The following is a 21,604-nucleotide window of genomic DNA, read 5'->3' as shown; positions in this document are numbered from 1 at the left end:
AATACCCGCCCGCGCCGCATTGACGCAGGGCCAAAGTTGATTTTTGCCGCTTCTTACGCCGCTGTCCCTTCCCCTTTTGGGGCCAAATCGCAATAAAAAAAGCCTTCCATCCCTCAACGGGACGAAAGACTGATCTCTTACGCGGTACCACCCAATTTTGCGGAGGCTACGCCTCCAACCTCTCTTAAGGCAACTGTCCCATTCCATCACAATAACAGGCTCCATTGCCCCCGGCTTTCACGCGCCGGCCGCGTCCTGCCCTACTTGGGGTACTCCCCTTTTGGCCAGGCGGCTCTGGGCTGTTCTTCCTCCGGCGCCCCGTGCCGCGCTTACACCAAACGCGCCGCTCTCTTACCGGGGCGAACCCGGGCTACTTTTGCCCTTCATCGCTTTTCAACTTTTGCCGCTATGCGGCTATGGACTTTTCTTAAATGGGATTATAGCCTTACGCCACCCATTTGTCAATCCCAGTTTGCGCCGCCAGGCAAGGGATTATGCAGGCGCTTTGCAAAAAAATGCATTTTACCCCCTTGCCCGCTCCTTTGCGGGCGTGCTATAATACCTTTAGAAAAAGCAAAGGCGCTTTTGGGTAACGGCCCAAGAGCGCCTTTTTTCTTATCATAATCTGCATTTTTATGTACCGGCTCCCGAAATATCCGAGGGCCTGTTTGCGTTGGAAAACCAGTTACAACGTCTGATCGATCCGGGCAATCACGCCATCGGCCCGCAAGAAAGTGCGGCCCGCACAAAACCGGATAAATATTCTTTTAACGAATATTTATTTTTCCTTTGCATCTCCCCGCAGCCAGGTGCGCGCCGCCCCGGCCAGGTAGAGCGAGCCGGCCACCACCGCCGCCCCCTGCAGCGCCTGCGCGCGCCGCACGGCATAGGCTACCGCCGCGCGGGCGTCCCGCTCCACGGTGACGGGTCTGCCCGCAAAATAGGGGACCAGCTCCTGCGCGGGTTTTGCCCGGTCCGTCCCCGGCGGGTCGGTCAGCACGGCCTCGGCGGCAAAGGCGGAAAGTTCCGCCATCACGCCGGCGGCGTCCTTGCCGTTTAGCGCCCCGCAGCACAGCACCACCGGCATGCCCTTTGGCAGGTAGGCCCTAAGCCCCTCTCGCAGGGCCTGGGCGCCCTGGGGGTTGTGCGCCCCGTCGATCAGGGTCAGCGGGTCTTGTCCCAATACCTCAAAGCGGCCGGGCCAGGAAGCCTGGGCCAACCCCTCGCGGATGTCCCCCTCGGTAAGCTGCCAGCCCATCTTTTGCAGCGTCAGCAAAACCGCCGCGGCCACCGCCGCGTTATAGGCCTGGTAGCGGCCCAGCATGCGGATGTGCAGATCGCAAAGCGCCTCGCCCCCGGGGCCGCGCAGGTCAAAGCGCACGCCGGCGAGGCTCTCCTGCCGGATGTCAATCTGCCAGTCCGCCAGGTCGATGAGCGGCGCGCCCTTTTCCCGGGCCGCCTTGCGCACCACCGCGCGCACGCCCTCCCCCTGGGGGTAGAGCACCACCGGCACGCCGGGCTTGATAATGCCCGCCTTTTCAAAGGCGATCTGTTCCAGCGTATCCCCCAGCACCCGGGTATGGTCAAGGCCTATGGCGGCGATGGCCGTAATGGCAGGCTGCACCACGTTGGTGGCGTCCAGCCGGCCACCCAGGCCCACCTCGACCACAGCCGCGTCTATCCGCTCCTGGGCAAAGCCCAAAAAGCCCATGGCGGTGATGACCTCAAACATGGCCGGGTGGATAAAGCCCCTTTGCAGCCGGGCATCCACCGCCGCTTTGACCTGCGTGGCCCAGCGCGCGATCTGCTCATCGGTCGCGTTTTCCCCGCGGATGCGGATGCGCTCGTTAAAGCGCTGCAGGTAGGGGGAGGTGTAAAGCCCGGTCTTGTAGCCCGCCCGGCGCAGTACCGTATCCACATAGCAGCATACGCTGCCCTTGCCGTTGGTGCCCGCCACGTGGATCACCGGGTATTTGCGCTGCGGCTGCCCCAGGTCGTCCGTCAGCCCTAGGATATTCTTTAACCCGTCCTTATTGCCCACAAACCGCTGGCACCCGTCGATATAAGATATTGCCTGCGCGTAATCCATAGCCGCACTCCCTTTGCCGTATTCTGATGCGTATCTCCATTGTAAGCCCATCGCCCGCCTATGAAAAGGGGATTCTCCGCCTCAAGGTGCGAAGAATCCCCTTTATTTTCGTCCAGATACGCCTTTAGCGCATTTCCTGCAGGGCGGCGATGCGCTCGCCCAGGCGCTCCAGCTTATCCTGGTTTAAGGCCAGCTTTTCCCGCTCCTCGGCGACGATCTTCTCCGGCGCTTTATTGACAAAGCCGGGGTTGCTCAACTTGCCCTCGGCCCGGGCCACTTCCTTGCGCAGGCCCTCCAGCTCCTTATTCAGGCGCGCAAGCTCTTTTTCCACATCCACCAGTTCCCCTAAGGGGATAAACACCTCGCCGGCGGCGCACACCGCGGAGACCGCCTTTTCCGGCACCTGCCCCTTACCGGCGATAAAGTTGACCGCGGAGGCATAGGCCAGGCGGGAGATATACACCTGGGCGGCCGCAAGCGCGTCGCCCCAATCCCCCTGGGGCAGCACCGTCAGGCTGGTGCGCTTGCCCATGGGAACGTTCATCTCGCTTCTCAGGTTGCGCACGGCGCGGATCAGCTCCATCACGCCCTCCATCTGGGCCGCCTTTTCGGGGAAGCAGAGCGCCTCGTTCACCTCTGGCCAATCGCTTACCATAATGCTGCCTTCCACGCCCGGCAGGTGGCCGTAGATCTCCTCGGTAATAAAGGGCATAAAGGGATGCAGCAATTTGAGCATACCCTTTAACACGTACACCAGCACGCCCAGCACGCCCGCGTCCCCGTTTTGCAGCCGGGGTTTGCAAAGCTCGATGTACCAGTCGCAGAACTCGCTCCAGATAAAGTCGTAGATCTTGGCGGCGGCAAGCCCCAGGTCGAACTTCTCTAAGAAATCCGTCACCTCCTGCACGGCCAGGTTATACCGGGTGAGGATCCACTGATCCGCCGCGTCCAGCTGCGATACGTCGATCTCGGGGATCTCTTTCCCCTCGGCATTCATCATCACAAAGCGGGCGGCGTTCCAGATCTTATTGGCAAAGTTCCGGCTGGACTCCACTTTCTCCCAGTAAAAGCGCATGTCGTTCCCGGCGGAGTTGCCGGTGGCTAAGCTAAAGCGCAGCGCGTCGGCGCCATACTTGTCCACCACCTCCAGCGGATCGATGCCGTTGCCCAGGGATTTGCTCATCTTGCGGCCCTGGCTGTCGCGCACGATGCCGTGCATGATCACGTGGTGGAAGGGTGCCTTGCCGGTCTGCTCCAGAGCCGAGAAGATCATCCGCGCCACCCAGAAGAAGATGATGTCATACCCTGTGACCAGGATATCCGTGGGGTAGAAGTACTTAAAGTCCTCGGTCTGCTCCGGCCAGCCCAGGGTAGAGAACGGCCACAGCGCCGAGCTGAACCAGGTATCCAGCACATCCTCATCCTGCTTTAAGCTGTGGCTGCCGCACTTGGGGCAGCTTTCCGGCGTCTCGCGGGCGACGATGATCTCCCCGCAATCCTGACAATACCAGGCCGGGATGCGGTGGCCCCACCACAGCTGGCGGGAGATGCACCAGTCCCTTATATTCTCCATCCAGTTTAAATAGGTGCGCTCGAATCGCTCGGGCACGAACTGTACGTCCTTGTTTTTGGCCGCCGCGATCGCCGGGCCGGCCAGCGGCTCCATCTTGACGAACCACTGCTCCGAGGCGATGGGTTCCACCACCGTCTTGCAGCGCTCGCAATGGCCCACGTTGTGGGTATAATCCTCGATCTTGACCATGAAGCCGCCATCTTGCAGGTCCTCCACCAGCTTTTTGCGGCATTCCATCCGGTCTAACCCGGCATAGGCGCCGGCCTTCTCGTTCATACTGCCGTTGTCGGCGATCACGCGCAGCACCTCTAAGCCGTGCCGCATGGCCACCTCAAAGTCGTTGGGGTCGTGGGCGGGGGTGATCTTCACCGCGCCGGTACCAAAGTCCTTTTCCACGTACTCGTCGGCGATCACGGGGATCTGCCGGTTGCAAAGGGGCAGCTCCACCATCTTGCCGATCAGGTCCGCATAGCGCTCGTCCTCCGGGTGCACGGCCACGGCCATATCGCCCAAAATGGTCTCAGGCCGGGTGGTGGCCACCACGATCTCGCCCTTGCCGTCCACGCGGGGGTAGCGGATATGCCACAGGTGGCTGGCTTGCTCCTCGTACTCCACCTCCACGTCGCTAAGGGAGGTCTCGCAGTGGGGGCACCAGTTGATGATGCGGTTGCCTCGGTAGATCAGGCCCTTTTCGTACAGGCGGTTGAATACCTCGACCACGGCCTTGTTGCAGCCCTCGTCCATGGTAAAGCGCTCCCGCTCCCAATCGCAGGAGGAGCCCAAGCGCTTGAGCTGCTCGACAATGCGCCCGCCGTAGGTGCGCTTCCACTCCCAGGCGCGCTCCAAAAACTTTTCGCGGCCCAGGTCGCGCTTATTGGTGCCCTCGCCCCGCAGCTGCTCCACCACCTTCATCTCAGTGGAGATGCTGGCGTGGTCGGTGCCCGGAAGCCAGAGGGCGGCGTAGCCCTGCATGCGCTTAAAGCGGATCAGCGCGTCCTGCATCATATTGTCCAGGGCGTGGCCCATGTGCAGCTGCCCCGTCACGTTCGGGGGCGGGATGACGATGGTAAAGGGCTTTTTATCCGGGTCCCGCTTAGCGTGGAAGTAGCCCTTGTCCATCCACTCTTTGTACAGCCGGCTCTCAACCGACTGGGGATCGTACACCTTATCCATGGGTGCGCTCGCCATAAAAACATCCTCCTTTAAAAATCAGAAAGCTAAAATCGCGTACATTGTGTATTTATATTTTTAAGCGCCCGTTAGCCGCGCTGATGGGCCTATCTTGACCCGAGGCCCGGGGATAGCTTCCTTCAGAGCTACGGGCGAGGGATCGCCTGCATGGCCTCTCGCCCGCGCTTGACCTGCGCGGTTCGGGTACGCGCTTGACATAAGTCTTTTCTTCCTAAAACCCAGCGCGCAGGTCGCCATCAAACATCCCTCTAAAACACCATGCCCAGCAGCACGCTTGCCAGCACCAGTGCCAGCGCGGCCAGCTTGGTGTAGAGCACGCACGCCGCCAGATGTTCGCCCTCTTTGCCCCTGCGCTCCCAAAAGGGCTTGGCCCCAAAGGCCAAAACGATGCCCAGCGCCAGCAGAACAAGCGCCGGGATGCCGATCTCTTCCAGACGCTCCAACAGATAATTCATGCCTTCCTCCATCAAAAAAGCCGTTTTCCGTCCTTACAGCTCAGGACGGAAAACGGCGTTTTCCGCGGTACCACCTCAGATTGGCGCAAACAGGCGCGCCCTCCTTGAAAGCGACGGTAACGGCGTCACCGGCCCGGCGCTACTGCTCTTTCACGCGGGCGCCTTGCGGGCGACCCGGGCAGACCGCCATCCCCTTAGAGCCCTTTCAGCCTGGGGGCCCCTCTCTTTTTTACCCTGGGATGCGCAGCCCATGCCCTCCTCCCGGTCATCGGCTTTCAAATAATATTACCGATTTCGCCCTTATTTGTCAACCTCCCGGTCGTTCATCGGGGCGGAAATCTTGAGCTTACCGTGTTTGGGCTGCCAGCCAAAAAGGTTCAGCGCCGCGTACTGCACCAGCGCCAGCACCTGGAAGGTCACGCCGATGTAGAGCACGATGGAACCCACCGGGCGCACCCACTGGTCCAAAAACAGCAGCACGATGGCCGCAAAGGTGCAGGCTGTGGCGATCTTCCCCACCCAGTTGGCGTACACCACCTTTTTACGCTTGCCAAAGATAAAGGAGGCCCCGGCGATCATCGCCAGCTCCTTCACGACGATGATGATAATGACCGCCGTGGGCACCAGATGGGCCGACCACAGGCAGAAGATGGCCGTCAGCACCATCAGCTTATCGGCCAGCGGGTCCATCAGCTTGCCAAAGTTGGAGATCATATTATACTTTCGGGCGATATAGCCGTCCAAAAGGTCGGTAATGCCGGCCACCACAAAGACGACGCACGCCCATATCCACTCGCCCGACTGGAACAGCCAATAAAATACGCCTACCATCAAAAGGCGTATCACGGTCAAAATATTGGGTATCGTCATGGAGCCTAAGCACATCCTTTGCCTGCTATCGTCCTTCGGGGCCCAAAGCGCCCTTAGTTTATCCAAAATATGCCTTATTATAGCACATTTGCGGCCCTTCGCCTAGAGGGGCCCCGGCGGCTTTAAGAAAATGTTAATCCCCGTCCTGGTTCAATTCATCCAGCGTCTGGCCAAACCCCTGGCCGAACAGCTGCAAAAAGCGCTCCACCTCCGGCAGTCCCATCGCCTCTATATCCTTTAGGGTAACCGCTTTGGCCGATCGGAATTCATCGTTGCCGCTGCGCTCTTCCTCCACGCACTTTAAATAGGCGCACAGCTTATCCGCCGCCTTGACCAGCGCGTGCGCCTCCCCCTCCCGGGGCTGGAGCAGCAGCGGCTGGTAATCTGCGCGCAGCGCTTCGGGCAGCATGTCCAGCAATCTATGGCAGGCCACGTCCTCTATGGCGTGGTATGCTTTGCGAATCTCCGGGTTAAAGTACTTGATGGGCGTGGGCATATCCCCGGTGATCACCTCCCCGGCCTCGTGGTAAACCGCCAATGCCATCACGTGCTCCGGATCCGTCTGGCCGCCAAACTCCCGGTTGCGGATCACCGCCAGGGCGTGGGCCACCATGGCCACCTGCAGCGAATGCTGGGCAATGTCCTCCTCCCGGGTGTTGCGCATCAAACCCCAGCGGCGGATCAGCTTCATCCGGGACATATATGCAAAAAAGGGACTGTTTTTCTGTCTCATCTTATTCCTCCCTATGTGCCTTGGGCCCTCAAAAGCCGGGCGCGTACTTGACAAAGCAGCGCCCGTTTCCCTATGATACGGGGAGCGGGGCCGCCCAACAAGCCCCCTGAAAGGAGCTGTGCGTTTAATGGACCTATCCCAAATATTCTCCAGCTTTGGCCTTGTTAAGCCCGAGGTATGGATGACGCTTATTGCCCTGGTGGCGCTGGCCTTTTTGCTGGCCCTGGGCCGCAAAAGGTGGAACGCCCGCATGCTGACCTATGCCGCCATCTGCATCGCCCTGGGGTTCATCCTAAGCTATATCCGCTTTTACCGCATGCCTCAGGGCGGCTCGGTCACCCCGGGCAGCATGCTGCCGGTCATGGTTTTCAGCTTCATCTTCGGCGGGCTGCCGGGCATACTGGCCGGCACGGCCTACGGCCTGTTGCAGCTGTTTCAGGATTTTTACGTCACCCATCCCATGGGGCTGTTTCTGGACTATATCCTGGCCTTTGCCTGCCTGGGGCTGGCCGGTTTCTTCCGCAAAAACCTGGCCTTGGGCGTGCTCGTCGCCGGGTTGGGGCGGTTTGCCTGCCATTTTCTGGCCGGGGTGTTCTTTTTTGGCGCCTACGCGCCCGAGGGGGCCAATGTGGCCCTGTATTCGCTGGGCTATAACGCCTCCGTGGTGGGGCCGGACCTGGCTATCTGCCTGATATTGGTGCTGCTGCCCCCCACCCGCCGCCTGATCGAGCGGCTGAGGCTGCAGGCCAACGCAGGGCGCCGGATATAGATTATCCTACAATAAAACCGCATAATTTGCAAAAGGCCCAGCTGGAGCGGCGCTTCACCTGGGCCTTTTACTGTCGTTTACAGTATTTTCCAGCAAACTACGAAAACTCCTCAATGTTTTATCCACCGCTGCATTACAATTATGGGGCATACTTAATGGTAACAAATATTTTGGAGGATAAGAAATGCGACCAATTTTTGTGACCAATAAGAACCTCGCGGCCTTTAGGGGTTATCTGGTGGAAAGCGAAAAATCGCGCGCGACGGTGGAAAAGTATCTGCACGAGGTGCGGGCGCTGGGGCATTTCCTGACCGGCAAAGCGCTGAGCAAGGCTGCTGTCCTGGCCTACCGGGAGCAGTTAAAGGGCGGCTTTAAGAGCAGCACCATCAACGCCAAGCTCTCTGCTATCAACAGCTTCCTGGACTTTATGCAGCTGCCCCTTTGCAAGGTGCGCCTGCTCAAAGTTCAGCGCAGCGCCTTTATCGAAGAAAAGCGCGAGCTGACCGCCGCCCAGTACCACAGGCTGCTCTCCGCCGCCAGGTCCAGCGGCAAGGAGCGGCTTTACCACCTGATGCTGACCATCGGCAGCACGGGCATCCGGGTGAGTGAGCTGTGCTACATCACGGTGGAGGCCGCCCAAAGCGGCAGCGTGGAGCTCTACCTCAAGGGCAAGTGCCGCACCATTTTACTGCCCCAGGAGCTGTGCAAAAAGCTGCTGGCCTATGCCCGTAAGCGCGGCCTTGAGGGGGGGCCTATCTTTTGCACCAAAAGCGGAAAGCCGCTGGACCGGAGCAATATCTGCCATGAGATGAAAAAGCTGTGCGCGCTGGCCCGCATCATCCCCAGCAAGGTGTATCCCCACAACCTGCGCCACCTGTTTGCCCGCAGCTTTTACGCCATTGAGCGCAACCTATGCCATCTGGCGGATATCCTGGGCCACTCGTCCATTGAGACCACCCGCATCTACGTGGCTGCCAGCACCCGGCAGCACGAGCGCACGCTGCGCAAGATGAAGATGGTGATTTAGGGGGAAATAAAAAAACCACAGAATAAACATTCTGTGGTGCCTTCGGGTCGGGGGCAGTTTAGAAAGACTGGATTATTGAGGCAGTATGGAAGATTTTTCCAGTAAAAAAGCACGAAAAAAACAGCCTGGAAATATGTGGAACTTCAGGCTTATTTGCGCTGGAACCCGCGGCGAAACTTGTCGAATTCCAGCGGCGCCGGTTGATTTTTACGGGCAGTGGCGCTATACTAAAAGCGTCCAATGTGTACTTTGTGCAGCAAAACCCTATACACGCGTACCACAGAATGTTTATTCTGTGGTTTTGCAAACCAGCCCATTGCCCAACGCGCGTGTATGCATCACAAACCGCTGCGCAGGAGGCGGCAAGCGCGATGAAAGGGGCAAAGACAGAGCATGAACCAACCGATTACATTGCTGGAATACCTATCTTATAAAATGCAGTGCGATTATCTGTCGGACCTGCGGTGTAAACCTCAGCGGCAGGATAAGCTGTATGCCCTGCTGGCGGATACCGCGCTGGAGGATTTCCCCGCTCCGCAGTGGCTGGACGCCTGCCAATACCTTACGCAAAAACGCGCGGCCAACCCGCAGCAGGCCAGAGCCTACCTCCTGGCCCGCTTTGAGGGCGGGGCGCTATCCGCCGCCGGGGCCGGAGAGGGCGCGCGCCATCGCGCCCTCTAGGGGCCGGCGCCGGCGGCACAGCGGAAATATAAGCGCCGCGGAATAAAAAAAGCGGCATGGCTTTAAGCCATGCCGCTTTTGCTTTGCTCTTTTGCCTATTCCAGGATAAAGGCCGGGTCCTTGGCCGGGCGGGCATCCAGCTCCGCCTTTTTCTCTTCAAAGCCCGGGCGGCCCAAAAGCGCATAGGTGGCAACCTTGCCCTCCTCAACGCCGGGCTGGTTAAAGGTATCGATACCCAGCAGCGCGCCCACGAAGGAGACCTGCATCTCAAAGAAATACAGCAGCTCGCCGATGGTAAAGGCGTTGACCTCGGGCAGGGTGACCTTGCAGCTGAGGCGCTTGGCCTTATAAAGGGCGTACTCGGTGGCGTTCATCTCGGCCTCCAGCAACTCGGCCATGGTGTGGCCGCCCAGGAAACCGACGGCCGGGATATCCTCATGGCCGTGGGGGATCGTCACATCGCAGCGGAACTTCTCCACCGCCAGGAAGGTGACCACCTTGTCAAAGGGCCCCTCGGTATACAGCTGCACCTGAGAGTGCTGATCGGTCACGCCCAGTGCCTTGACCGGCGTCTGCCCGGTGAACACCTCGGTCTTCCCATCCAGGGCATACTGCTTGCCCAGGGACTCGGCCCACAGCTGGGCGTACCAGTCCGCCATGTAGCGCAGGCTGTCGGCATAGGGCATCATCACGGTAATGTTCATGCCCTTTTGCATGGCGATGTATTGCAGCAGGCCGCCCAGGCAGGCGGGGTTTTGCATAATGTCGGTATTGCTGGCGATCTTATCCATCGCCGCCGCGCCGGCGAGCATCTCGCGGATATCGATACCCGCTACCGCCGCGGCCAGCAGGCCCACCGGGCACATCTCGCTAAAGCGGCCGCCCACCCCCGCGGGGATGACAAAGGCCTTAAAGCCCTCCTGCGCGGCGATCTTGACCAGATAGCCGTTTTCAGCATCCGTGGTGGCCACGATATGGCCGGCATAATCCTCCCCCAGCGCGCCCTTTAAGATCTCGCGGAAGATCAGATACTGGCTCATGGTCTCCGAGGTGGAGCCGGACTTGGTGATGACGTTGAACACCGTCTTTTTGGGGTCGATAATATCCAAAATGCCGCTGATGCGCTCCGGGTCGATATTATCCAGCACGTACACGCGCGGGCCGCCCCGCTTTTCGGCGGGCAGCTCGTTATAATTTAAATGGTTAAGGGCTTGCTGCACGGCGATGGGGCCCAGCGCCGAACCGCCGATGCCCAGCACCACAAAGGTATCGCACTTTTCGCGGATGGCCTTTGCCTCCTGCAGGATATCCGCCACCACCGCATCCTGGTTGTAGGGCAGCTCGCTCCACTCCATGGTGCCCTTGCCCCGGTTCTGGGCGATGAACTGGAAAGCCTCGGCCGCCTTATCCTTTAACGCCGCGATCTCCTGAGGGGTAATGGCCGCCGCGGCCTTGGAGTAGCCGGCCAGCATGTTGTTGTAGTCCACCTTCAGCCGCATCGCCTTTTGCCAATTTGCATCCTCGTAGCGCATGAACATACATCCTCTCTCTACTTAGAAATATCAATTTTACAATTCTTTTTCAAATGAATATTATAGACGAAAAAGCGCAGGTTTCAAAGTGCAAAATCCATTTCGCAATATAATTTTACGATTTTACTACATAATTTTACTATCTTCTTAAGGCTATGGCGCTATAGGCCGCGCATATAGTAGAAAAGACTGTGATACGGAAGGGGTATAGATATGCATCTGCCAAATCGTAAGATCCTGATCGTCGGTTCGGCCGCGCTGTGTGCAGCGGTGATCCTCCTGTGCCTTGGGGTTGCCTGGCTTTCGCCGCTGGGCGGCTTAAACGCCCCCGAGGCCCAGACGCAGGCCACGCTGCGCATCCGCGTGCAGGACGGGCACACCGGCGCCGACCTGCCGGGCGCCGAGGTGGTGATCGCCGAGACCGGGGAGCACTACCATACCGACGAGCAGGGCTACACCCCCGACATACCCGTCCCCATCCTCCGGGATACCCGTTACGACCAGCTGCACCCCCAGGAGTGGGGCGAAATCAGCGTGCTGGCCTACTGCGAGGGGTATGAGGACTACGCCCTTTTCCACCTGCAGGTAGAGCCCGGCCAGGCCCGCACAGACCCGGTGGTGATGATGTTTGAGCGCGACCAGCTTTACAGCCAGCCCTTTGCGCTGGTGGAAGGCCCTAAGGCCGAATGGGTGCAGGAGCTTTTGGACCGGTTCCGCCCCCGTTAATCCCCGGGGCAGAAGATCTCCCGCATGCGCTGCACGCTGCGGCCCAGCTGGGCATAATCCTGATAATTGCTGGCGTACACCTCCACCAGCAGCGGGCCCTTGTAGCCCGCCCCGTCCAGCGCGGCCTTGAGGCGGCCAAAATCAAACCCGCCCTCCCCGGGCAGGCGCAGCGTGCCGTCGCTCTCAAAATCGCACAGGTGCACGTTGTTCAGCCTTTTACCCATGGCTGGGATAAACTTAAGCGGGTCGCACCCCGCCTGCATGGCCTGTTTGATATCCAGCGTAAACTTGAGGCCGGGGTGGTCGCACACCTCCAGAATGTGCGCGGCAAACTCCGGCCGGCAGAACTGGCACCAGTGCACGTTCTCCCAGGCTACGGCCATGCCGTATTCGGCAGCTACCTGGCAAAGCTCGCCAATGCGCTCCCCCAAAAAGGGATAGTTATAGTGGATCACCGGCGTGCGCTTAAGGTTGGCCGGGCCGTGGAACACGTAATTTTCCGCGCCCAGCCGCTGGCCAATGGCCAGCACGCGGCGGAAGAACCCCAGCGCGTCCGCCCGCTGGCGGGGCACGCGGGCAAACAGCTGCGGCTCAAACTGGGTGGAGAGCGTGTGCACATTATGCACCCGCAGCCCCCAATGGCGCACCCGGCGGTACAGTTCCTCTCCAAATTCTTTTGTATATTCGCTGTAAGTGGATAAAAATATCTCGCAATCCCTGATCCCCAGGCGGCCGATCTCCTCTACGGCCTGCTCGTTATAGATCAGCGGGTAAAAGCTGGCGGTGGATAACCCGACCTGCATGAAAATGCCCCCCTTTATCTCTGCTACAAGTATAGCAGAGCGCGGGCCGCTTTGCAAAGGCGCAAGGGGGTAGACGCCCATGGAAAAGGATGGGTTTGCGCCGGAAGGTTTCTCTCCCTCCGGCGCGGGCAGAGCCGCGCCACCTCCCTCGTCAGAGGGAGGTGAGCGAAAGGGAAAGCAAGCAGCGGATCGGCTGAAAATCCTCCCTTTTTTGCTTCGTTCTTATTTCATATACTTAAATGAGAATCCCCACTTTCCCACGCAGGTTATCACTTCCAATCCTGTCATGCCGAACGCCAGCGAGGAGTCTCAGGACGGCCATTGGGCTTTACACTGAAGCGCATCCGTTTAGAACGTAATGCCCAGTCAAAGCGCTGCCTCCCTTCATCAAGGGAGGCAGGAAAAATCTCTGGGCATAAACGCATGAATGGATTTTTTTTAGCGCAGCGGCACCTGCAGGCGCCTGGCGCGGCGGCGGTACTGCGCCCACTGCAGCACCAGGCTGAGCGCACCGGCAGTGGCCACGGCCACCATTTGTGCGCTGAAGGCGTCCCCAATGGCTACCGATACCCCGCCCGCACCCGCAAATATGCCATAGACGATCTGGCTGACCGGCGGGCCGATCAGCGCGCAGCTCACCGACCCGATGGGGGTCAGCCCCAGGCCAAAGGCGAATACGCCCTCGATCAGCCCCAGCATCCAGAAAGAGGGGTAGAACCACTGGTCCAAAAGCTCGGCAAAGCCCACCCGCAAAAGCGTGCCCAGCATGATGGCAAACACCGGCCCCAGCAGGCCCCGCACGCCCTGTTTGCAGATCAGCGCCGCGCCAAAGCCCAGCACCAGTGCAAGGGCGATGGGGTTGAACCACAGCAGGTTCCCCAGGTTCACTCCCCGCGCAAAACCGGAGAGCGCCAGGGCCGCCAGCGCGGCCAGCAGCCATATCTTTTTGACGTGCAGCCGCGCATCCCAGTCCGGCAGCGCGTCAAAAGCGAAAAGGATTATCAGCACCACAACGATTATATAGCCTACCGGCATCGTATCACCTCGGCGCTAGTATGCCCGCCTGCGCCCGCCGCCATGCGTTGACAGGGCCGCTTTTGACGAAGTAAACTGGAGGTGCGGCGCCCCTTTTGCCCGGGTGCGCGGCAAAAAAATCACGAAAATAAATGAGGCAACGAAGATGAAGATCCTATCCAAACAAAATAACAGCCGCATGTGCGTGATCTGCGGGCTGGACAACCCTTACGGCGTGCAGGCGCCCTTTTACGAGATGGAGGATGGCAGCGTGATGAGCGCCTTTTGCTACCGCGCCGAGCACCAAAGCTACCCCGGCCGGGTGCACGGGGGGCTGATCACCGCCATGCTGGACGAGCTGGGCTGCCGCGCCTTTTGGGTGGAACACCCCGAGGCGCTGGCCGTCACCCTCAGCCTGACGACCAAATACCGCAAGCCCGTCCCCTATGGCGTGGAACTGCGCGGCCGGGGCCAGGTGCTGCGGGCCACTGCGCGCTTTATCGAAAGCCAGGCTCAGATCCTGGACCTGGAGGGCCAGGTGCTGGCCGAGGCGCACATTAAATACCTGCACCTGCCTACTGAGAAGATCACCCAGGCGGACTACCATGAGGAGATGTGCTACGCCAACCCTGACGGGCGCAGGGAGATGTAGCGCACAGGCCCTCCGCTTTAGACTGCTTTAAAGGAGAGGATACCATGGTTTTTACCCCGGTCAACCGGGAGACCTGGGCGCGGGAAGAGTATTTTGAGCACTATTTCTCCGCCCAGCCCTGTACCTATAGCATGTGCGTAAAGCTGGATATTACGCCCATCCTGCAAAGGGGACAAAAGCTTTACCCAACCATGCTTTACGCCATCACTGCCGCCGTCAACCGCCACGAAGCCTTCCGTTACGCGATCAACGCCCAAGGGCAGTTGGGCCTGTACAGCCAGATGCTGCCCTGCTACACCGTATTCCATAAGGATACCCATACCTTTTCCACCATCTGGACCGCGTTTTGCCAGGATTACGACGCCTTTTGCGCCGCCTACGAGGCCGATTTGGCGGCCTATGGCGATAAGCCGGGCTTTTTGGCCAAGCCCGGCCTGCCCGAGAACCACTTTAACGTATCCATGATCCCCTGGGCCACCTTTGAGGGGTTCAACTTAAACCTTGAAAAGGGATACACCTACCTGCTGCCCATCTTTACGCTGGGCCGGTATGTGGAGGCGGATGGGAAATACCTTATCCCCCTCGCCCTGCAGGTGCACCACGCCGTATGCGATGGCTACCACGCCTGCCAGTTCATCCATGACCTGCAGGCTCTGATCGCCCGGTAAAGCCTAAAATTTCACCGCATCTGCAAGGTCGGGGATGCCGCTCTTTCTGGCTTCCCCGGCCATTTTGCATCCCTCATTCTCCCCCCTACAGATATATTCCAGCCGGCAAAAAATATATTTCCCATATATCTCCTTTTTCGGTAGCAACGGATATCCGCTGCACATATCTTAAAGTATGGCCGGGCAGCGCCCGGCCGAGAAAGGAGAATTGATCATGGGTGTAACCAATTCCAACAAAGTCGTCAGTATCGACCGGATCGGCTGCGACGGCACGCTGAAAGTGACCCTGGCCTTAACGGCCGCGCCGGATATTACCACCAACCCCACCGACATCGCTCTGGTGCTGGACCGCTCCGGCTCCATGACCGGCACGCCGCTGGCCAACATGAAGGCTGGCGCCAAGACCTTTATCGATATCATCGAGGAGGCGACCGACGGCGTAAAGGACGGCGTGATTGGCTCGGGCAGCCATATCGGCATCGTCAGCTTTGCCAGCACCGCCACCGCGGATACGCAGCTGATCACCTCCGTAGCCACGCTCAAGGCGTCCGTGGACGCGCTGAGCGCGGGGGGCAATACCAACCACGCGGATGCCTTTTCCAAGGCCATCGCCTTGTTTGACCCGGCCAGCGCCAACCAGAAGGTCATCGTGATGTTTACGGACGGCAACACCACCACCGGCGCGCCGCCCGCACCCGTGGCCGCGGCGGCCCGTGCGGCAGGCATCATCATTTACTGCATTGGCCTGGTGGGCTCGGATGGGGTGGACGTAAACACCTTAAACGAGTGGGCGACCGACCCGGACGCCTCCCACGTGGCGGTCACCCCGGACGACGCCAAGCTGGAAGAGCTGTTTGCCGCGCTTGCGGCCAACATCACCAAGCCCGGCGCCACCAATATCGTGATCGACGAGATACTAAACGACGATTTTATCATCACCAGCCTTTCCTCTCCCACCAAGGGGACGGCGATGATGCTCAATGCGCACACGCTGAAATGGCGCATTGCCGAGCTGGGCGTAACCGCCAGCGAGGGCGCCTCGCTGGAGTTCTTTATCCAGCACACCGGCCAGAGCTCTGGCGTTAAAAAGGTGAACGCCTCCATCCAGTACTCCGACGACGAGGGCAATATCGTGATCTTCCCCGATCCCAGCGTCACGGTGGACTGCGGCGTGGTGGTCAACCCCGAGGACTGCCCCGTTCCCATCGATTTTGAAACGGTGGGCTGCTCGGATTCCATTATGGTGGACCTGGGGGACAGCTATCTCGAATCCCTGGGGCGGATCGTGCAGATGGACGTGACCGTGAAAAACGTGTGCCCCGGCAAGCGGGTAGCGCTGGGCGTGATCCTCACCGAGGTGGATGAGCACGGCCTGGAGTACCAGCGCGGCATGAAGGCCATAACCCTGCCCGCCCACGACCAGCCGACCTGCCGGGATGTGCAGGTCAAGTGCATCAAATTCGTCCTGCCCGAGGACCTGGCCCTGCCCAGCGACAACGGGCAGAGCATCTGCCCCACCCGTTACCTCAGGGCGCGGGTGATCGCCCACAACATCGATACCGATTTCCGTTGCTGCGAAGGCATACTGACGGTATAACGCTTAGATAGTACTGCGGCGCCAAACCGTTCAAAGGCCCGGCGGGAAGTTCTCCCGCCGGGCCTTGCGCTGCAAACCTAATCCGCAAAAAATACCGCAGATTGCAAATGCAAGCTGCGTTACTAAAGTGCAGCTACGGGCAGCTGGCACGCTTTGACGACATGAACGCCACTTTTCGGGATTAAAAAAATCCGCAAACCACCAAAGCGGTTTGCGAATTTGGGAGCGGCAACCTGCCGCTGGCAAAGGCTGACGGAATGGATATTCCCTTTTGGGCAATAAAAATATCGCAACCCACAAAAGTGAATTGCGATATCGGGCGCGGACACCGTCCGCTGGCTGGGGAACAGGGATTTGAACCCCGACGCCGTGAGTCAGAGTCACGTATGCTGCCGTTACATTATTCCCCAATGTTCACCGGAACGATGATTATTCTACCATTCCGGTGAAGGGCCTGTCAAGCCCATTTTACAAATTTCCTGCAATCTCCTAATAACTTTACCAGCCGCGCACCGTAAGCCCCATGGGATAGCGCCCCGCAAGGCGCCCGTACAGGGCCAACCCGCCGTGCACGCTGCTGGGCACGCGGATCTCCACGCTCATCTCGCCCTTTTCAAGGATGGCGGGCAGCAGGCGACTGGGCACCTTTAAGCGGCAAAGGTATCCGTACGAGCCCGCGTCCTCCAATCTGCGCACGTTGCGCTGGGACTGGTAGGTCAGCACCCCCCGCGCGTCCGCCGGGGCGTCCGGCAGATAGCACCGGCCGATGCACTGTCCTTCCACGTAGACCCGCACCCGGGAGGGGAAGCGCTCTTCATCGGTCATGTAATAACTGTTGGGGTTGGTCTGGCGCACATCCCCCAGATCCTGCACAAAGTACTGCAGGTCGTCCGCCTGGGTGTAGTTTGTCCCCAAATCCTTTTTTAATACCTGCCGGGCGGAGGCCTCAAACAAAACCTCCATCTGCGTGCAGCCGGCAAAGGCGGCGGTATCCACCTTGAAGATAAAGGCGCCAAAGCCGCCCGCGCTGAGCTTCTCGTTTTCCAGCGCCAGGTAAGAGCGGGCAAACCCGCGCGCCGTGGCGCTTTCCAGCGGCACCTCCACCGCGCGGCCCGGCCAGGGGTGCTTTTGGCCGCTGGCGCTGCGCACATCAAAGGTGGTGTAATTGCGCATGACCACTTCCCCATCCGGGGCCAGCAGGGTAAAGGCCGCCACGCACAGGGCGTCGCAATCCGGCATGCTAAAGGTTACCGCCCCCAGGTCCTGCACGCCATAGCCCGGCCAGGGCAGCTCTTTTTCGCCCTCTTCCAGGGTGACGCGGCCCAGCACCGGGTCCTCAAAGCTCAGCGTCCAGGCAAGGCGCATGGTCTGGCCGTGGTGGGCCGGGGAAAAGCTGGAGCCGAAAAGCGGTACGCGCACGCTCTCCCCGCAGGATACGCGGGTGCAGGGGGCGATGTCAACCGCCACAAAATCCGGACTGTGCAGGTCCCGCAGGCTCATGCCCGGCACAAAGTCGTCGTACCCAAAGTCCTTATCTGTATTATCGATGCGGTAATAGCCGTTAAACTCGTTGGTCACATCATGCAGCTCGGTAAAGATAAAGCCGCACATGGCCTCGTGCAGGCGGTACTCGTTGATCATATAATGGTACTGGTAGCTTAAATCGCTATCTCCGGCGGAGTGATCCACCCCCCAGACCGCGCCGCACTCGCTGTTCATCAGCGGCGCACCGTTTTGCCGGTTCCCGCCGATGTAGTTAAAGGCCGAGCCCGCGTAGGTCTGCCCGACGACTTCGCGGATATGATCCCGCACCACCTCGTAGCCGTTGCGGTAAAAGTGCCAGGAGTTGATGTCGCTTTCCACATGGTCGTTATTGCAGGGGGAGTTATCCTCCACCAGCCGGGTGGGGTCAAAGTGCTTGGTCCAGCGGTAGCGCGCCCGCACCCACGCCTGCGTTTCGGGCAGATAGCGTTTTTCCTCCCCCTGGCCGGTGAAAAGCCCCCAGGTCTCGTTAAACACTACCCAGCTGACGATGGAAGGATGGTTGAAATCCCGCTCCAGCACGGCCTGGGCCTCCCGCTCGTAGGCGGCCCGGGCTTTGGGCGTGGGCTCGCCCCAGAAGCAGGGCATATCCTCCATCACCATTACGCCCAGCTTATCGGCCCAGTAGAGCTTGACCGGGTCCTCGGGCTTGATGTGGATGCGCATCAAATTCAGCCCCAGCCGCTTGACCCGCCAGATCTCCTCGCGCATATCCTTTTGGGTGGGATAGGTAAAGTGCCCCTTTTCGTGATAGGCCTGGTCCAGCACGCCGTTTAAGTACACCGGCTGGCCGTTGAGGGTAATCCAGCTGTACTTCCCGCTGGGGGACGGGCAGGTACCAATGCTGCGGCAGCCGAAATAGCAGGCCACCGTATCTTGCACCGCATCGCCCAAGAGTGTCAGCGCGCCCTCATACAGGTTGGGGTCCTCCGGAGACCACAGGCGTGGGTTTTCAATATCAAAGGCCATCTCCACCGGCAGCACCCCCGCCGGGACATGGATGGTCTTTTCCGCGCGCACATCCCCAAAATCCGCCCGCAGGGTATACTCGCCCGCCCTTTTCAGGTGCAGCGCGCCCTGCATCGTCACATGGCCCTGCATATCCGCGGCAATGCGCATGCCGCCGATAAAGCTCTCCGGCCGGGCCTCCAGGTACACGGTCTGCCACACGCCGCGTATCTCCCCATAGGCCTGCTTGCCCCGGGTCTGGTCCGCCCCGTCGGCATCCTCTATCCGCAAGAGGATCTCGTTTTCCTCCCCGTCCTTCCAGGCCGGGGTGACCTCGCAGCAGGCCGGGGCGTACGCCCCTCTGTGCCGGGCGCAGAACCGGCCGTTGACGTAAACATCGCAGGTATAATCCGCCCCGCCGATGTGCAAAAACAGCCGCGGCTTACCCGTCGGGGGCGCATAGGCCACCCTTTTGCGGTACCAGCCCACCCCCGGTTGATCGATCGCCACCCCGCTTAGCGGGCAGCTCCAGGAAAAGGGCACCGTGATCTCGCCCGTCAGCTCCGGGCAAGCGCGCGTGGCAGCGCTAAGGGGCTGGAAGGCAAAATCCCAGGCGCCGTTCAAGTTCAGCCAATCGGCCCGCTGCCAGTCCGGCCGCGGGTGCTCCGGGCGCGGTATCGTTTGTTGCATAGCTTTTCCCCCTATTCTTCTAAATCGACCGGCCAGCGACGGGCGGGCAACCCCTCATCGGCCGCGTTTTACTATGAAACCATTATAGAACATATCCCGCCGCTTGTAACGCACCAAAATTTTGATTTATAAAAAGGTTTACGATTTTACTAAAGGTTTTACCCTTTCTCAAGGGGAAATCAGACGAATATGCTATAATGAAAAAAAGGAGGGCGAAAACATGGATAACTGGCAAAAGCTGTATGAGGCGGCCCGGGCCGTGCAGGCGGACCGCGCCCTCTCCCCCTTTATCCAGGCGGGCGGGGTGGCGGCGGCTATTTTGACCCGTAAGGGAAATATTTACCTGGGCGTGTGCATGGATACGGCCAGCTCCTTGGGGATGTGCGCCGAGCGGGCGGCCATCGCCAACATGGTCACCTGCGGCGAGCAGGAGATCGACAAACTGGTGGCCGTGATGCCGGACGGACGGGTGGGCCCGCCCTGCGGCGCTTGCCGGGAGCTGATGATGCAGCTGGGCCCGGACAGCGCCCGCATCGAGATCTTGATGGATTACCCCGGGAGAAAGACCGTGACCCTGGGGGCGCTTGTCCCCGACTGGTGGGGCGGGGAAAGATTTGACGCGCTTTAAAAAGGAGGGGACGCATTTGAAACGATGTTTGATCGCCTGTATGGCGCTGCTGCTCTGTTTGGCGCTGGGGGCCTGCGCGGGCGGGCAGCCCCCGGCTTTGGGTTTTGACCCCGCGCAGGTGGAAAGCGCGGCGGTCTACACCGGCGAGGTGCCTGCGGCCGCAATGAAAAAAGAGGTGGAGGACGCCCGGCAGATCGCGTCCCTGCTTCAACTATTAGAGCAGGTGCAGTTAGGCCGGGAGGCTACCGCGGCGGACACGGTGGCCGGCTCTATCGGGCTGCAATTTGAATTTCGCCTGCAAGATGGGACGCGCGCGCTGGTGCATCTGGGCGCTGATGGCGCCACCCTGCGCACGCCGTCCGGCTTTAGGGTCGTCACCGCCTGCCCCGCGGCGCTGCGGGACGGGGATGCGTTTTTTGCCGCCCTGTCCGGAGAGGCCCAGCCCGTGCCGGAGGCGGAGCTGCCTGAATTTTAAGCTACAGCGCGGGGCGCCGGGTCATCTACCGCCCGGCGCTCTTTTTATGCCCCATCTTCCAGGGCGGCCCAGCAGTTCCCCGGCCGCCGCGCCGCCCAAGATCAGCGCCGCGCCCGCCAACTGCAGGGGGGACAGCGCCTCGCCCAGCAGCAGGGCGGCAAACCCCAGCGCGCTTAAGGGCTCCAGATAGCCGCAGATGGCCACGGTGCCGGCGGGCAGGCGCCCGATGGCCGAAAAGTACAGATAGCACCCCAGCCCGGTATTGACCAGCCCCAAAAACAGCAGCGGCGCCAGCTCTCCCATCTGCGCGGGCAGGGCCGCGCCCCCGCGCGCCAGGGTATATACCGCCACCGTAAGGAAGCCCGCCAGCAGCTGCAGCGCCGCGTTTTGCAGGCCGGTGATGCTTTTAGCCTTTTTGTTGAAGATCACCATGGCCGCGTACAGCAGGGCCGAAAGCGCCCCGCACACCAGCCCTAAGGGCGCCGCGCCCCCCGCCAGGGCGGCCCCGTTTACCCAAAACATGCCCAACAGCACCGCCCCAAACCCCAGGGCCTTGGCCAGGGTCATCCGCTCGCCAAACAGCAGGGGGGACAGCGCCATCACGATCACCGGGCCGCAATAGTAGGCCAACGTGGCCACGCTGACCCCCACGGTGGAATAGGCCTCAAACAGGCAGATCCAGCTGGCCCCCATCGCCCCGCCGGACAGGGCCACAAACAACAGGTGCCGCCCCTCGGGCCTACGCCACGCCCGCGCCCGGGTCAGGCCGAGCAGCCCCAGCAAAAAAGCCGAGCCGATCAGCGTGCGCCAAAACACGATCTCATAGCTGTTCAAGGGGATGCGGCTGGACACCACCCCGTTTGAGCCAAAGAGCAGCAGCGCCAGAAAATACTTGCCGTAGTGCTTTGCCATTTTCCCTTTCTCCCTTGCATGTGCTGTGA

19 protein-coding genes and 1 tRNA gene are annotated in these 21,604 nt (G+C 60.3%); 9 read left to right on the top strand and 11 right to left on the bottom strand.

Going from position 1 to position 21,604, the window contains the following annotated elements:
• Nucleotides 1-778: 778 nt before the first annotated feature.
• The 5 genes from H8699_RS10915 to yfbR form a co-directional block, all read right to left on the bottom strand.
• Nucleotides 779-2,089 carry a bifunctional folylpolyglutamate synthase/dihydrofolate synthase gene (locus H8699_RS10915; protein WP_249285718.1) on the bottom strand — a complete coding sequence of 437 codons (1,311 nt, stop codon included), beginning with the start codon at nt 2,087-2,089 and terminating at the stop codon, nt 779-781.
• 124 nt (nt 2,090-2,213) lie between these two features.
• The gene (locus H8699_RS10910) at nt 2,214-4,850 is read right to left on the bottom strand and encodes a valine--tRNA ligase (protein ID WP_249285717.1); all 2,637 of its coding nucleotides are present in this window, start codon (nt 4,848-4,850) and stop codon (nt 2,214-2,216) included.
• Between the two features lie 251 nt (nt 4,851-5,101).
• Nucleotides 5,102-5,308, bottom strand: coding sequence for a hypothetical protein (locus H8699_RS10905; RefSeq protein ID WP_249285716.1), 207 nt, complete (start codon nt 5,306-5,308; stop codon nt 5,102-5,104).
• 300 nt (nt 5,309-5,608) lie between these two features.
• Complete coding sequence (gene pgsA / locus H8699_RS10900; RefSeq protein WP_249285715.1) at nt 5,609-6,178, bottom strand: CDP-diacylglycerol--glycerol-3-phosphate 3-phosphatidyltransferase; 570 nt, start codon at nt 6,176-6,178, stop codon at nt 5,609-5,611.
• A gap of 133 nt (nt 6,179-6,311) precedes the next feature.
• Nucleotides 6,312-6,911, bottom strand: coding sequence for a 5'-deoxynucleotidase (yfbR, locus tag H8699_RS10895; RefSeq protein ID WP_249285714.1), 600 nt, complete (start codon nt 6,909-6,911; stop codon nt 6,312-6,314).
• A gap of 127 nt (nt 6,912-7,038) precedes the next feature.
• Between yfbR and thiT the strand changes: the two genes are divergently transcribed.
• The 3 genes from thiT (at nt 7,039) to H8699_RS10880 (ending at nt 9,388) form a co-directional block, all read left to right on the top strand.
• A complete protein-coding gene (thiT, locus tag H8699_RS10890; protein WP_249285713.1) occupies nt 7,039-7,680 on the top strand; it encodes an energy-coupled thiamine transporter ThiT in 642 nt (213 codons plus the stop codon).
• 184 nt (nt 7,681-7,864) lie between these two features.
• Nucleotides 7,865-8,707: a tyrosine-type recombinase/integrase gene (locus H8699_RS10885; protein WP_249285712.1), complete on the top strand. Its 843-nt coding sequence runs from the start codon at nt 7,865-7,867 to the stop codon at nt 8,705-8,707.
• Between the two features lie 393 nt (nt 8,708-9,100).
• The gene (locus H8699_RS10880; protein ID WP_249285711.1) at nt 9,101-9,388 is read left to right on the top strand and encodes a hypothetical protein; all 288 of its coding nucleotides are present in this window, start codon (nt 9,101-9,103) and stop codon (nt 9,386-9,388) included.
• Nucleotides 9,389-9,483: 95 nt separating this feature from the next.
• Here H8699_RS10880 and H8699_RS10875 read toward each other — a convergent pair whose 3' ends face one another.
• A complete protein-coding gene (locus tag H8699_RS10875) occupies nt 9,484-10,920 on the bottom strand; it encodes a glucose-6-phosphate isomerase (protein WP_249285710.1) in 1,437 nt (478 codons plus the stop codon).
• A 213-nt stretch (nt 10,921-11,133) separates the two neighbouring features.
• On the opposite strand from H8699_RS10875, the gene H8699_RS10870 reads away from it, so the two are divergent.
• Nucleotides 11,134-11,646, top strand: coding sequence for a carboxypeptidase-like regulatory domain-containing protein (locus H8699_RS10870; RefSeq protein WP_249285709.1), 513 nt, complete (start codon nt 11,134-11,136; stop codon nt 11,644-11,646).
• On the opposite strand, the gene H8699_RS10865 is transcribed toward H8699_RS10870, so the two are convergent.
• Entirely contained in the window at nt 11,643-12,449 is an 807-nt protein-coding gene (locus H8699_RS10865; RefSeq protein WP_249285708.1) for a sugar phosphate isomerase/epimerase family protein, read from the bottom strand. The two genes, H8699_RS10870 and H8699_RS10865, sit on opposite strands and share 4 nt — an antisense overlap.
• A 438-nt stretch (nt 12,450-12,887) precedes the next feature.
• A complete protein-coding gene (locus tag H8699_RS10860) occupies nt 12,888-13,484 on the bottom strand; it encodes a hypothetical protein (protein WP_249285707.1) in 597 nt (198 codons plus the stop codon).
• 145 nt (nt 13,485-13,629) lie between these two features.
• Here H8699_RS10860 and H8699_RS10855 point away from each other — a divergent pair, with 145 nt between their 5' ends.
• The 3 genes from H8699_RS10855 to H8699_RS10845 all read left to right on the top strand — a co-directional run bounded on the left by H8699_RS10855 (nt 13,630) and on the right by H8699_RS10845 (nt 16,380).
• A complete protein-coding gene (locus H8699_RS10855) occupies nt 13,630-14,115 on the top strand; it encodes a PaaI family thioesterase (protein WP_249285706.1) in 486 nt (161 codons plus the stop codon).
• Between the two features lie 44 nt (nt 14,116-14,159).
• Nucleotides 14,160-14,783, top strand: a complete 624-nt coding sequence (catA, locus tag H8699_RS10850) for a type A chloramphenicol O-acetyltransferase (protein ID WP_249285705.1) — start codon at nt 14,160-14,162, stop codon at nt 14,781-14,783.
• Between the two features lie 214 nt (nt 14,784-14,997).
• Nucleotides 14,998-16,380 (top strand): vWA domain-containing protein, encoded by a 1,383-nt coding sequence (locus H8699_RS10845; RefSeq protein ID WP_249285704.1) that lies wholly within the window; start codon nt 14,998-15,000, stop codon nt 16,378-16,380.
• A gap of 336 nt (nt 16,381-16,716) precedes the next feature.
• On the opposite strand, the gene H8699_RS10840 is transcribed toward H8699_RS10845, so the two are convergent.
• Nucleotides 16,717-16,790, bottom strand: a tRNA-Gln gene (locus H8699_RS10840).
• A gap of 88 nt (nt 16,791-16,878) precedes the next feature.
• Nucleotides 16,879-19,560 (bottom strand): glycoside hydrolase family 2 protein, encoded by a 2,682-nt coding sequence (locus H8699_RS10835; RefSeq protein ID WP_249285703.1) that lies wholly within the window; start codon nt 19,558-19,560, stop codon nt 16,879-16,881.
• A gap of 220 nt (nt 19,561-19,780) precedes the next feature.
• Between H8699_RS10835 and H8699_RS10830 the strand changes: the two genes are divergently transcribed.
• Nucleotides 19,781-20,188 carry a cytidine deaminase family protein gene (locus H8699_RS10830; RefSeq protein ID WP_249285702.1) on the top strand — a complete coding sequence of 136 codons (408 nt, stop codon included), beginning with the start codon at nt 19,781-19,783 and terminating at the stop codon, nt 20,186-20,188.
• 16 nt (nt 20,189-20,204) lie between these two features.
• Complete coding sequence (locus H8699_RS10825) at nt 20,205-20,663, top strand: hypothetical protein (RefSeq protein ID WP_249285701.1); 459 nt, start codon at nt 20,205-20,207, stop codon at nt 20,661-20,663.
• A 21-nt stretch (nt 20,664-20,684) separates the two neighbouring features.
• Here the strand turns inward: H8699_RS10825 and H8699_RS10820 are convergent, their stop codons facing one another.
• On the bottom strand, nt 20,685-21,575 hold the full coding sequence (locus H8699_RS10820; protein ID WP_249285700.1) for a DMT family transporter: 891 nt from the start codon (nt 21,573-21,575) through the stop codon (nt 20,685-20,687).
• Between the last annotated feature and the right edge of the window lie 29 nt (nt 21,576-21,604).

This window comes from Luoshenia tenuis, from assembly GCF_014384745.1.
Taxonomy (GTDB): Bacteria; Bacillota; Clostridia; order Christensenellales.
Note: the sequence above shows the minus strand (reverse complement) of the source record. Positions and strands in the feature narration are given on the sequence as shown.